The organism is Streptomyces sp. VRA16 Mangrove soil (assembly GCF_017377775.1).
Taxonomy (GTDB): Bacteria; Actinomycetota; Actinomycetes; order Streptomycetales; family Streptomycetaceae; genus Streptomyces.
In genome coordinates this window covers 55,755-68,525 of the sequence record NZ_JAFVLN010000029.1, presented here as the reverse complement: position 1 = coordinate 68,525, position 12,771 = coordinate 55,755, and the positions used below count along the sequence as shown (strand labels likewise).

General features: G+C 71.9%; 10 protein-coding genes. 4 read left to right on the top strand and 6 right to left on the bottom strand.

Going from position 1 to position 12,771, the window contains the following annotated elements; all coding sequences use genetic code 11:
- Window positions 1-34 precede the first annotated feature (34 nt).
- Window positions 35-1,333, top strand: coding sequence for a helix-turn-helix transcriptional regulator (locus tag J3486_RS42270; protein ID WP_207829566.1), 1,299 nt, complete (start codon window positions 35-37; stop codon window positions 1,331-1,333).
- Window positions 1,334-1,352: 19 nt separating this feature from the next.
- On the opposite strand, the gene J3486_RS42265 is transcribed toward J3486_RS42270, so the two are convergent.
- Window positions 1,353-2,789 (bottom strand): MFS transporter, encoded by a 1,437-nt coding sequence (locus tag J3486_RS42265; RefSeq protein WP_207829565.1) that lies wholly within the window; start codon window positions 2,787-2,789, stop codon window positions 1,353-1,355.
- A gap of 140 nt (window positions 2,790-2,929) precedes the next feature.
- Here J3486_RS42265 and J3486_RS42260 point away from each other — a divergent pair, with 140 nt between their 5' ends.
- Entirely contained in the window at window positions 2,930-3,532 is a 603-nt protein-coding gene (locus tag J3486_RS42260) for a TetR/AcrR family transcriptional regulator (protein WP_207829564.1), read from the top strand.
- Here the strand turns inward: J3486_RS42260 and J3486_RS42255 are convergent.
- Window positions 3,504-4,181 carry a nucleoside/nucleotide kinase family protein gene (locus J3486_RS42255; RefSeq protein ID WP_207829563.1) on the bottom strand — a complete coding sequence of 226 codons (678 nt, stop codon included), beginning with the start codon at window positions 4,179-4,181 and terminating at the stop codon, window positions 3,504-3,506. The two genes, J3486_RS42260 and J3486_RS42255, sit on opposite strands and share 29 nt — an antisense overlap.
- Window positions 4,182-4,190: 9 nt before the next feature.
- A complete protein-coding gene (locus tag J3486_RS42250; protein WP_207829562.1) occupies window positions 4,191-4,952 on the bottom strand; it encodes a GNAT family N-acetyltransferase in 762 nt (253 codons plus the stop codon).
- A 159-nt stretch (window positions 4,953-5,111) separates the two neighbouring features.
- Here J3486_RS42250 and J3486_RS42245 point away from each other — a divergent pair, with 159 nt between their 5' ends.
- On the top strand, window positions 5,112-6,326 hold the full coding sequence (locus J3486_RS42245; RefSeq protein ID WP_207829561.1) for a PLP-dependent aminotransferase family protein: 1,215 nt from the start codon (window positions 5,112-5,114) through the stop codon (window positions 6,324-6,326).
- 79 nt (window positions 6,327-6,405) lie between these two features.
- Here J3486_RS42245 and argS read toward each other — a convergent pair whose 3' ends face one another.
- A complete protein-coding gene (argS, locus tag J3486_RS42240) occupies window positions 6,406-8,169 on the bottom strand; it encodes an arginine--tRNA ligase (RefSeq protein WP_207829560.1) in 1,764 nt (587 codons plus the stop codon).
- A gap of 361 nt (window positions 8,170-8,530) precedes the next feature.
- On the opposite strand from argS, the gene lysS reads away from it, so the two are divergent.
- Complete coding sequence (lysS, locus tag J3486_RS42235) at window positions 8,531-10,291, top strand: lysine--tRNA ligase (protein WP_374194837.1); 1,761 nt, start codon at window positions 8,531-8,533, stop codon at window positions 10,289-10,291.
- Between the two features lie 67 nt (window positions 10,292-10,358).
- Here lysS and J3486_RS42230 read toward each other — a convergent pair whose 3' ends face one another.
- Window positions 10,359-11,684 carry a DUF2637 domain-containing protein gene (locus J3486_RS42230; RefSeq protein WP_207829558.1) on the bottom strand — a complete coding sequence of 442 codons (1,326 nt, stop codon included), beginning with the start codon at window positions 11,682-11,684 and terminating at the stop codon, window positions 10,359-10,361.
- A gap of 156 nt (window positions 11,685-11,840) precedes the next feature.
- A complete protein-coding gene (locus J3486_RS42225) occupies window positions 11,841-12,707 on the bottom strand; it encodes a DUF3558 domain-containing protein (RefSeq protein ID WP_207829556.1) in 867 nt (288 codons plus the stop codon).
- Window positions 12,708-12,771: the final 64 nt, after the last annotated feature.

Below are 12,771 nucleotides of genomic sequence, written 5' to 3'. Positions count from 1 at the left end.
CGTACCCTGGAACGCGGGAATGGGACACGGGGGCATGGAGGAACGGGTGTCTGGGGACGGGTTCGCCGAGCTGCTGCGGGAGTTGAAGGACCGGTCGGGGCTGAGCTACGGGGTGCTGGCGAAGCGCCTCCACATGAGCACGTCCACGCTGCACCGCTACTGCAACGGCACCGCCGTGCCCAACGACTACGCGCCGGTCGAACGGTTCGCCCGGCTGTGCAAGGCGCGCCCGGAGGAGCTGGTGGAGCTGCACCGCCGGTGGATCCTGGCGGACGCGGCGCGGGGACGTAAGGGGCAGGCCGAGCCGGAGCCCGTCCTCCCACCGACGGAACCAGAACCAGAACCGGAATCAGAACCAGAACCGGAACCGCAGCCGGTGGCCCCCGGCATCGACATGGGCCCCGGCATCGACGACGGGGCCCGTGGACCCCGTACGTCCCGGCGGCGCACCGCCGTCCTCGCGGCCGTCACGGTCGCCGCCGTCACCGGTGCCGTGGTGCTTGCCGTGCACCTCGGGCATCGCGACGACGGCGACAGCGGCCGGCGCCAGGAGGCCGGAGCCACCGCACCGGGTCAGGCGTCCGACCCGGAGAGCGCCGGAAAGAACGGCCGGTCGTCCCCGTCCGCCACGGGCTCACCCGCGGCGAGCGGCACGAGCACCCGCACGCCGTCGGCCGACGCCTCCGCGGGCACCCCCTCCGCCAAGCCGGGCGCCGGAGACGGGGACGACAGCGGGCCCGCGGTGAACGTCGGTGTCCGGCCCTACGTCTACGACAGCCCGTGCAGCCAGCACTTCCTGGTGAACAGCGAACCGGAGCAGGTCGGCCCGCCCGCCTCCGAGCAGGACGCCCCGCGCTGGTCCGCCGCGTACGGGGCGGTGTCCTCCGGCGAGCAGCGCGTCGCCCTCACCGTGCAGGGCACCGGCGCGGACACCGTCGTCCTGGAGGACCTGCACGTCCGCGTCGTCGGCAAGGCGGCGCCGCTCGCCTGGAACGACTACGCGATGGGTGTCGGCTGCGGCGGCAGCGTCGAGACCAAGTCGTTCGACGTCGACCTCGACAACGGCAGCCCCACGGTCACCGTGAGGAACGGCCAGCGCGACTTCCCGTACAAGGTCAGCGAGTCCGACCCGGAGGTCTTCTACGTCACCGCGCACAGCAAGGCGCACGACGTCCGCTGGGAGCTCACCCTGGACTGGACGAGCGGCTCCCGGCACGGGACCGTCCGCGTCGACAACTCCGGCATCCCGTTCCGTACCAGCGCGAACGCCGGCCGCCCCGGGTACGACTACCCGTTGGGCGGCGGCGAGTGGATCGAGCGGACGGACGGGTAGGGGGCCCGGGGCCCCGGGCTCAGTGCCCGCCGGGTCCCTCCGCGGCGCGGCGCGGAAGCAGCCGCACCAGCGGCAGACAGGCCACCGTGACCGCGAGGACGACGGCGAGGGAGACGGTCATCGCGTGGGCCGGGGCGCCCGCGTGGAAGTAGACCGTGGTGACGATCGCCGAGCCGAGGCCGTTGGCGAGCTGCTGGATCGCGGTGAGGGAGCCGGACGCGCTGCCCGCCTCCTCGGCCGAGACGTCGCCGAGCGCGAAGTCGAAGACCGTGCCGAAGCAGCAGCCCATGCCGAGCCCGGTGACGAAGACCGCGGGGGCCATCGCCCACAGGGTCGTCGACATGCCCTGCGCATGCACCAGCACCAGCAGTCCGGCGCCGCCCGCGAGGGTGAGGAGCAGGCCGAGCGTCACCACGTTGCGGCCGAGCCGTTTCGTCAGGCCGCCCATCGTGGCGAACGCCGAGACGATGATGCCGAGGGTGAGCGGCAGCAGGCCGAGCGCGGCGTCGGCGGGGGCGACACCGAGGCCCTGCTGCATGAACAGCGAGATCACGTAGATCAGACCCGAGGTCACCGCGAAGAAGAACAGGCCGAGGATCAGCGCCGAGGTGAAGCCCTTGTTCTTCAGGAGGGACGCCGTGATCAGCGGCTCGGCGGCCGTGCGCTGACGGCGGAAGAACAGCAGCAGGAAGACCAGGCCGACGGCGAGGGAGCCGATCGCCAGGGCGTTCCAGCCGGCCGTGGAGCCCTCGATCAGGCCCAGCATCAGGCCGAACATGGTGACGGCGAGCAGCCCCGAGCCGAGCCCGTCGACGGTCACCGAGCGGTCGCCGGTGTCGCGCGGCAGCAGCCGGGTGGCGGCGAGCACCCCGACCGTGCCGAGGATCAGGTTGATCAGGAAGATCGGCCGCCACGACAGACCCGCGACGTCGGCGTCGATGAGGAACCCGGCGAGGATCGGACCGCCCACCGAGGACAGCCCGAGCAGCGGGCCGAAGAGCGCGAACGCCTTGCCCAGCTGCTCCTTCGAGAAGGTCCGCGTCATGATCGCCATGCCCTGCGGGATGAGCAGCGCGCCGAACGCGCCCTGCAGCGCACGGGCCACGATCAGCAGCGCCGGATCGGGCGAGAGCCCGCAGACGGCGGAGGCGAGCGTGAAGCCCGTCATGCCGATCAGGAACAGGCGCCGCTGCCCGAACTTGTCGCCGAGCCGCCCGCCGACGACGAGCAGGACGCCCATCGCGAGGGCGTAGGCGGCACCGAGCCACTTGATCAGTGACTCGCCGCCGCCGATGTCGGTGGCGATCGTCGGCGCCGCGATGTTGGTGACCGTCGAGTCGATCATGTCGAGCGCGTCGGCCAGCAGGACCAGTGCCAGCACGGTCCAGAAGGCGGCTTTGGAGAGCGCCGCCCCCGCTCCTGTCTTCTCCGCTGGTGCGGTGGTCGTGGACGTCATGGCGGGCTCCCTTCCGGTGCGTGGCCGTCGCTGCGGCCGTGGTGTGTCGATGACCTCCATTCCAAAAAACCATAGTGACTAGGAAAACGCAATCGCTACGACTTTGAAGTGGCTAGGGATAGGTGGGCTAGAGTGGAGGCATGACGGAGCAGCAACAGGTCAAGGAACAGCCCCTCGGCCGGCGCGAGCGGAAGAAGGCGGCGACGCGCAGGGCGCTCTCCGAGGCCGCCCTGCGGCTGTTCCTGGAGCGCGGCTACGACGATGTCAAGGTCGCCGAGATCGCGGCCGCCGCCGACACCGCGCTGACCACGCTGTTCGCCCACTTCCCCGGCGGCAAGGAGGCGCTGATCCTCGGCGACAGCGAGGAGCGCCGGTCCTCACTGACGGCGGCCGTGCGCGGACGCGCCGACGGGACCTCCGTGCTCGACGCGCTGCACACCTTCCTGGCCGGGCGCGGCATGTTCGCCGACGACCTCGACAACGAATTCCGGCGCCGCCTCGACCTCGTCGTGCGCACCCCGGCGCTGCGCCGCTACGCCCGCACCCTGTGGGTCGACTGCGAGCACACCCTCGCGCAGGTCATCGCCGAGGAGACCGGCAAGGACGCCGACGACCTCGGGCTGCGGCTGCTGGCCCGCTACGTCCTCGAAGTGCCCGACCTCGTCGCCACCGACCCGGCACCCCGCGACTCCCTGGCCGAGGCGTTCGAGCACTTCAGGCGCGGCTGGCCCGACCTGGCGTGACGACGAGCCGCTCCGCGTCCGACTCCACGACCACATCGGCCCGTGCCCGGCCGGAGGCCACCCGGCGGGCGTTCGCCTCGTCCGAGCGCAGCACCCACTCCCGGGCGGCGGCCGGGGACTTGCCGAACTCCACGTGCCGCGCGATCAGCCGCTCCACCCGTACGTCCTCGTCGACCGCCACCCACCACACCTCGTCCAGGTGCGGGCGGACCACCGCCGGCCACGGCTCCTCGTCGAGGAGGAGGTAGTTCCCCTCGGTGACGATCAGCGGGACCTCCGGCGCCACCGGCAGCGCGCCCGCGAGCGGCTGTTCCCACTCCCGCTCGAAGGACGGCGCGTAGACCGTCTCCCCGTCGCGCGGCGCCCGCAGCCGGGCCAGCAGCGCCCCGTAGCCGTACGCGTCGAACGTGTCCGGGGCGCCCTTGCGGTCGGCCCGGCCCAGGCGGGCCAGTTCGACGTCGGCGAGGTGGAAGCCGTCCATCGGGACCAGCGCGGCGAGGCCGTCCAGCTCCCGCACGACCGCCTCCGCCAGCGTCGACTTGCCCGCGCCCGGCGGGCCCGCGATGCCCACGATCCGGCGCGGACCGCCGCCGCCCGGGGCGAGCAGGGCCTTCGCGCGGGCGGCCAGTTCATCGACGTACGACTCCATGGGGAGACCCTAAGAGACCCGGGTCTCCCGCGGGCGGGCGACGGTGAACCGGTGCGCGGTCATGCCGAGGCGTTCGTACGTGGCGATCGCGGGCGCGTTGTCGGCGTTCACCATCAGCGCGGCCCGGCCGTAGCGGCGGACCATGTCGTCGAGTACGAATCCGCACACCGAGCGGGCCAGACCGCGGCCCCGGGCGGCGGGATGCGTCATGACCCCGGCGAGCAGCCCGCACCCGTGCCCCGACCAGGCGTCGGCGGCCAGCGCCAGCGGCTCGGGGCCGCCGTCGAGGACACCGGCCCAGCGCAGCACGCCGGGGCGGCCCGGCCGGGCGTACGAGTCGGGGAAGTGGGCGTCGAAGAGGGGGCCCGCCGCCTCGGCCTCCCGTTCCGTCAGCCAGCGCGGGCCCGCGCCGCGCCCGCCCGTCGGCGCGGTGGTCTCCATCCACAGGAAGGGCTCGCCCGGTGCCAGGTCCGGGATCTCCTCGCCGACCCGCGTCAGCAGGGCGAGCTCGCCGAACGGCCGGTATCGGAGCCCCACTTGGGCTCGCGCCCACCGCACCAGCGCGACGGCGTCACCCGGGGCGCCGGGGTCACCCGCCACCGCCATCCGGTCCCGGCCCGAGACACCGGGGCTCGCCACCGCCACCGCGCTCCCGTACCGCCAGGCCCGCACCCCGGGCCCCAGCGCGCCGCCGGGCCGCGCCTGCGCCGCCCAGCGCACATGCCCGGGGGCGTCGGCGCCCAGCTCCGCCAAGGTCATCAGCTCGTCCATCCGCCCATTGTCCGCATGGCGAAAAGGGCGAGTGCACAGGGCACGTTTCTGCCTAGGGTCTGACGCGAGTTCCCCGTCGTTCGCCCGAAGGGCGGGGAACCCGAGACAGACCCCAGGGACGCGGCAACCTGCCGCCCGCGCCGCGAAGGAGCCCGCGCCATGACCACCGCGCCCCCCGAGACAGCCGCCGCACCCCCCGGCCTCGCCGCCCGCGTCGCGGCCACCGGCGGCTCGCCCATCCGGGACATCCTCGCGGTGACGGCGCAGCCCGAGTTCATCAACTTCGCGGGCGGGCTCCCGGCGCCCGAGTTCTTCGACACCGACGGGGTCGCCGCCGCGTACGCCGCCGTCCTCACCGGCGCCGACGCCCGCCGCGCCCTCCAGTACTCCACCACCGAGGGCGAACCGTCCCTGCGCGCCGCGCTCGCCGCCCGCACCACGGCCCGCGGACTGGCCACGGACGCCGACGACCTGCTCGTCACCACCGGATCGCAGCAGGCGCTCTCCCTGATCGCCACCGCGCTCGTCGAACCCGGCGACACCGTCCTCGTCGAAAGCCCCTGTTATCTGGCGGCACTTCAGGTCTTCGGCTTCGCCGGGGCCCGCGTCGTCGGCGTCCCCTGCGACGATGACGGCATCGACCCGGACGCCCTCGACGCGCTCGTCGCCGAGCACCGCCCCAAGCTCCTCTACACCGTCCCCACCTTCCAGAACCCCACGGGCCGCACCCTGCCCGCCGACCGCCGCGCCGCCGTCGCCGCGGTCGCCGCGCGCCGCGGGCTGTGGATCGTCGAGGACGACCCGTACGGGGAACTGCGCTTCGAGGGCGAGCGGGTGCCGTGGATCGCCACCCACGAGGCGGCCCGCGACCGCACCGTGCTGCTCGGCTCCTTCTCCAAGGTCATGGCGCCCGGCCTGCGGCTCGGCTGGCTGCGCGCCCCGAAGGAACTGCTGCGCGCCTGCGCCGTCGCCAAGCAGGCCGCCGACCTGCACACCCCGACCGTCAACCAGCTCGCCGCGGCCCGGTACCTGGCGACGACCGACCTGGACGCACACGTCGCCCGCGTCGCCTCGCGCTACGCCGCACGCCGCGACGCCATGCTCGCCGCACTGCCCGCCGCGCTCCCACAGGGCGCCACGTGGAAGCGGCCCGAGGGCGGCATGTTCCTGTGGGCGCGGCTCCCGCAGGACGGCACCTACGACACGACGGCCCTGCTGCCCAGGGCGGTCGAGCAGAAGGTCGCCTACGTCCCCGGCGCCCCCTTCTACGCCGACGCCCCCGACCCCACGACCCTGAGGCTCTGCTTCGTGACGCAGACGCCAGAGGAGATCGGCGAGGGGCTCGGCCGGCTCGCGGTGGCGCTGAAGCGGTGACTCCGGGAAAAGGCCGCGGCCCGTCCTCACCAGCGGGGGAGAGGACGGGCCGCGGCCCTGTGCCGTGCGCGGACGGGCGTCAGAGCTTCTCGGGGGTGCGGATGCCGAGGAGCGCCATGCCCTGGTGGAGCGTGCGGGCCGTCAGGTCGCACAGGAACAGCCGGTTCTCGACCTGCGCCGGCGTCTCGGCCTTCAGGACCGGGCACTGGTCGTAGAACGTCGTGTACAGCGACGCCAGCTGGTACAGGTACGCGGCCAGCTTGTGCGGCGCGTACTCGTCCGACGCCTCGAAGACCGTGTCGCCGAACGCGTCCAGGTGCAGGCCGAGCGCCCGCTCCGCCGGGGCGAGCTCCAGCTCCGGGTGGGCGACGGGGGCGGACCCGTCGGCCTTGCGGAGGATCGACCTGATCCGCGCGTACGCGTACTGGAGGTAGACCGACGTGTCGCCGTTGAGCGACACCATCTGGTCCAGGTCGAACTTGTAGTCGCGGCTCGGCGACGTCGACAGGTCCGCGTACTTCACGGCGCCGATCCCGACGTACCGCCCGTTCTCGACGATCTCCTCCTCGCTCAGGCCCACCTTCTCGGCCTTCTCGCGGACGACGGCGGTGGCCCGCTCGGTGGCCTCGTCGAGCAGGTCCTCCAGCTTCACCGTCTCGCCCTCACGGGTCTTGAACGGCTTGCCGTCCGCGCCGAGCACCGTGCCGTAGCCCATGTTGTGCGCGGTGACCTCGTCGGTCAGCCAGCCCGCCCGGCGGGCCGTCTCGAAGACCATCTTGAAGTGCAGCGACTGGCGCACGTCCACGACGTAGATGAGCGACGTCGCGTGCAGGTCCTGGACGCGGTTGCGGATCGCCGTCAGGTCGGAGGCCGCGTAGCCGAAGCCGCCGTCGGCCTTCTGCACGATCAGCGGCACCGGCTGGTCGTCCTTGCCGCGGATCTCGTCGAAGAACACGACGAGCGCGCCCTCGGAGCGCACCGCGACGCCCATCTCCTCCAGGAGGCGGGCCGTCTCCGGCATGCCGTCGTTGTACGCGGACTCGCCGACGATCTCCTCGTCGCGGATCTCCATGTCGAGCTTCTCGAAGACCGAGTAGAAGTAGACCTTCGACTCGTCGACGAACCGCTGCCACAGGTCGAGGGTCTCCTTGTCGCCGGACTGGAGGGCGACGACCCGCTTGCGGGCCCGCTCCTTGAACTCCTCGTCCGCGTCGAAGACGGCACGCGACGCCTTGTACACCCGGTTCAGGTTGCTCATGGCCTGCTCGCCGTCGACGTCCTCGGCCGGGGCCAGGGTGTCGGGGTTCTCGATCAGGTACTGGATGAGCATGCCGAACTGGGTGCCCCAGTCGCCGATGTGGTGCCGGCCGATCGTCCGCTCGCCGGTGAAGTTGAGCATGCCGCGCAGGGCGTCGCCGATCACCGCGGACCGCAGGTGGCCGACGTGCATCTCCTTCGCCACGTTCGGCTGCGCGTAGTCGATGACCGTGAGGCCCGGGGCGTCCTTGGTGGGCACGCCGAGCCGGTCGCCGTCGGCGGCGCGGGCCGCGAGGGTCTGCGTGATCGCCTTGTCGGTGACCGTGACGTTCAGGAAGCCGGGGCCCGAGACCTCGACGTCGGCGAGCAGATCGCCGGTCGTGATCTTCTCCACGACCTGGGCGGCCAGCTCCCGCGGGTTCGCCTTGGCCTTCTTGGCGAGCGCCAGGATCCCGTTGGCCTGGTAGTCGGCCCGGTCGCTACGTCGCAGCAGGGGGTCGGCGCCGTTCGCCTCCGGCAGGGCGGAGGTGAGGGCGTCGGCGAGGCGCTGATTGACGTTGGCGGTGATGGACGTGACCGGGGCCATGGGTATGGGCTGCCGTTCTGGTCGGGGTTGGTTTGTGAGTCACGCTCAGTATCCCACGGGGCCGCAAAGGGGTTTTCCGGTCTCGTTGCCGGGTGCGGGTTGTCGGGGGCTGGTCGCGCAGTTCCCCGCGCCCCTGAAACGCAGGCGCTTCGCGCCGCATTTCCCCGATGAAGGCTGAGCGGCGGAGCCGCTCGCCTTCAGGGGCGCGGGGAACTGCGCGACCAGCCCCCACCGGACCGCACTCGCCGACGGCCCTTCCCGCCCCTGTGAAAAGGCGTTTTCGCGCAGCCCGAACGGCCTGGGACAATGATGGGAGCGCGGAGAGCGATCGCGCCTCGCCCCAGAAGAGAAAGGCCCACCGATCGTGGCAGCCCAGAGCACCGGAACGGAGACCCAGGACTGGGTCTCCCGTTACGCGGACGATGTCATCGCCGAGTCCGAGCGCCGTGCCCCGGGCAAACCGGTCGTCGTCGCCTCCGGCCTCTCCCCGTCGGGCCCGATCCACCTGGGCAACCTGCGCGAGGTCATGACCCCGCACCTGGTCGCCGACGAGATCCGCCGCCGCGGGTACGAGGTCAGGCACCTGATCTCCTGGGACGACTACGACCGCTACCGCAAGGTTCCCAACGGCGTGCCCGGCACCGACGCGTCCTGGGCCGACCACATCGGCAAGCCGCTGACGTCGGTCCCCGCCCCGGAGGGCTCCGCGTACCCGAACTGGGCGGAGCACTTCAAGGCCGCCATGGTCGAGGCGCTCGGCGAGATGGGCGTCGAGTTCGACGGCATCAGCCAGACCGAGCAGTACACCTCGGGCACGTACCGCGAGCAGATCCTGCACGCGATGAAGCACCGCGGTGACATCGACGCGATCCTCGACCAGTACCGCACCAAGAAGGACCCGGCCAAGGCCGGCAAGAAGCCGCAGCAGAACCAGAAGCCGGTCGACGAGGCCGAGCTGGAGGCCGCCGAGGGCTCCGGCGCCGCCTCCGAGGACGACGGCAGCGGCGGCGCGGGCGGCTACTACCCGTACAAGCCGTTCTGCGGCGAGTGCGGCAAGGACCTCACCACCGTCACGTCGTACGACGACGAGACCACCGAGCTGTCCTACACCTGCACGCTCGACAACTTCACCGAGACGGTCCGTCTCTCGGAGTTCAACCGCGGCAAGCTGGTCTGGAAGGTCGACTGGCCGATGCGCTGGGCGTACGAGGGCGTGATCTTCGAGCCGTCCGGCGTCGACCACTCGTCCCCGGGCTCGTCCTTCCAGGTCGGCGGCCAGATCGTCGGGATCTTCGGCGGCAAGCAGCCGATCGGCCCGATGTACGCGTTCGTGGGCATCTCCGGCATGGCGAAGATGTCGTCGAGCAAGGGCGGCGTCCCGACCCCCGGTGACGCCCTCCAGATCATGGAGCCGCAGATCCTGCGCTGGCTCTACGCCCGCCGCCGTCCCAACCAGTCGTTCAAGATCGCCTTCGACCAGGAGATCCAGCGGCTCTACGACGAGTGGGACAAGCTCAGCGCCAAGGTCGCCGACGGCTCGGCGCTCCCGGCGGACGCGGCCGCGTACAGCCGCGCCGTGGGCGTCGCGGGCCGTGAGCTGCCGCGCACCCCGCGCCCGCTGCCGTACCGCACGCTGGCGTCCGTCGCCGACGTGACGGCCGGGGACGAGGAGCAGACGCTGCGCATCCTCTCCGAGCTCGACCCGGAGAACCCGGTCACCGACCTGGACACGGTCCGCCCGCGCCTGGACCGCGCCGAGGCGTGGATCAACAAGTACGTGCCCGCCGAGACCCGCACCATCGTGCGCACGGAGCCCGACACCGAGGCCCTCGCCGGTCTCGACGACGCCTCCCGCGAGTCGATCCGGCTCCTCCTGGAGGGCCTGGACGACCACTGGTCGCTCGACGGTCTGACCCACCTCGTCTACGGCGTTCCGAAGGTGCAGGCCGGCTTCCCCGCCGACGCCACCGCCAAGGAGCTCCCCGCCGAGATCAAGGGCGCGCAGCGCACGTTCTTCGCGCTGCTCTACGACCTCCTCGTCGGCCGTGACACCGGCCCGCGTCTGCCCACGCTGCTGCTCGCCGTGGGCGCGGACCGGGTGCGCAAGCTGCTCGGCGCGTAACCGCACACGACGAAGGGGGCGGCACCGTGAGGTGCCGCCCCCTTCGTCATGTCCTGGACCGGACGGCTCAGGCGATGTGCTCGTCCATCAGGTCCTTGTCGAACCGCGCCGCGAACTGGTCCATGAACCGGTTCACGTCCCGCGGCTGCAGAGAGATCCCGTACTGCGCCTCGACGTTCGCCGCGAACGCCCCCGGCGTCGGCAGGCCCTCACCCTGTATCGACTGACGGAACACCTGGTACAGGTCGTCCTCGGTCGGCGCGGCGGGCGCCGCCTCCTGCACCCCGTCACCGAGCGGCCGCGTGCCGCCCGCGCCGTTGGGCACCGGGAACTCGGGCTCCGGCGCGGGCTCCGGCTCCGCCGCCCGCGGATGCGGCACCGGCACGGAGGCCGGCACCGGGATCTGCTGCGGCTGCTCCTCGTACCACTCCTGGTGCTCCTGCTCGGGCACGAACGTCGGCGCCTCGAACGCCGGCTGGTAGTCACCGTGGTACTCCACCTGCCGCTGCTGCGCGAACCACTGGCTCGGCACGTCCGCCGCGGCCTCGGGATCGACCGGCTGCTGTGGCTGTGGCTGCGGCATCGGCTGCGGCGGCAACTGGGGCTGCGGCTGCGGCGCGTACTGCTGCTGCGGATGCGGCCGGGCGGTCTGCGCCTCCAGCTCGGCGGGCTGCGGCTGCGGCTGCGGCGGCAGCAACTGCGGCTCGATCCCGGCCGCGGCGAGCCCGGCCGGAGCGGTGTCCGACAGCGGCACCCCGTAACGGGCCAGCCTGAGCGGCATCAGCGACTCCACCGGAGCCTTGCGGCGCCAGGCGCGGCCGAAGCGGGAGTGCAGCCGCGCCTGATAGACGAGGCGCTCCTGCTCCAGCTTGATGACCGCCTCGTAGGAGCGCAGCTCCCACAGCTTCATCCGGCGCCACAGCAGGAACGTCGGCAGCGGCGAGAGCAGCCAGCGCGTGATGCGCACGCCCTCCATGTGCTTGTCCGCCGTGATGTCCGCGATCCGCCCGATGGCGTGCCGTGCCGCCTCGACCGAGACCACGAAAAGGACCGGGATGACGGCGTGCATGCCGACCCCCAGCGGGTCCGGCCAGGCCGCCGCGCCGTTGAACGCGATCGTCGCCGCGGTCAGCAGCCACGCCGTCTGACGCAGCAGCGGGAAGGGGATCCGGATCCAGGTGAGCAGCAGATCGAGGGCGAGCAGCACACAGATACCGGCGTCGATACCGATCGGCAGGACGTAGGAGAAGTTCCCGAAGCCCTTCTCCAGGGCCAGCTCGCGGACCGCCGCGTACGAACCCGCGAAGCCGATGCCGGCGATGACCACCGCTCCCGCGATGACCACACCCGCGAGTATCCGGTGCGTCCGTGTCAGCTTCAGTGGCGCGGCCACTCCAGTTCCCCTCCCAGTTCGGCATGTTGCGCCCAACAGACTGGCACATGCACGGGCCGGGCCGTGGCCCGGTACACCGGGAGCCCGGACCCAAAAGGGGCCGGGCTCCTCAAATGGCGAGCAAACGCGGGCCAGTTGACGCGCGTACTGCTGGTATTAGTCCTTCTTGGAAGCCGACTTCGAGGCCGAGGGCGACGCCGACTTCGAGGTGTCCTTCGCGGACGGTTTGGAGGACGACTTCGAGGCCGAAGGCGACGGGGACGCGCTCTCGCCGGAACCCGAAGCGGATCCGGAGACCGTCTTCTCGACCGAGGCCACGGCCTCCCTGGCCGCCTTCTCGGCGTCCTTCGACAGGTCGTCCGCGTCCGGCGTCTTCTCGCCCGCGAGGCCCGAGCCGTTGTAGTTCACGGTCACGACCACGTTGTCGACGCGTGTGACGACCGTCTGCTGCTTCGACGTGACGCTCTTCTTCTTCTCCTTGTACGTGCTGTCGTAGCGCACCAGCGTCGCCTCGTCGCCCGTACCGGAGACCTTCGACGTCTTCACGTTCTTCGCGCCGTCGGACGCCTGCGCGTCCTTGACCTGCTTCGCGTAATAGTCGGAGGCCAGGTCGTTGCCGCTGCCGCGGTTCGCGTCCGAGTCGAACCGGATCAGCGACACGTTCAGCCAGCGGAACTGCGAGCCCTTCACGCCGTTGTTGTCCAGGCTCGACCACGAGCAGTTGGCCCGCGTCGACTCGTCGTCCGACGAGCCGGCCTTGCTGTCGCCCTTCGGGACCAGGTCCTTCAGCGTCGCCTTCGAGAAGACGCCGCACGCCTGCGGCAGCGACTTGTACGTCGCCGCCTGAACCTTCTTCGCCGCGTCCCCCGCGGTCGACGCGGACGCCTTCGACTCCTTGGACGCCTGGTCGGCGCCGCCCTTGTCGGAACCGGAGTCGGACGAGCAGCCGGCTACGACGAGAACCGCCGGTACGACGGCTGCGCAGGCAACTATGCGGGTGAGTCGCTTGGTGGGACGGTGCATGGTTCCTTCACCAGGTCGCTGACAGGAGCAGGACCGGACACGCGACGACCCGCCGACCCTCATA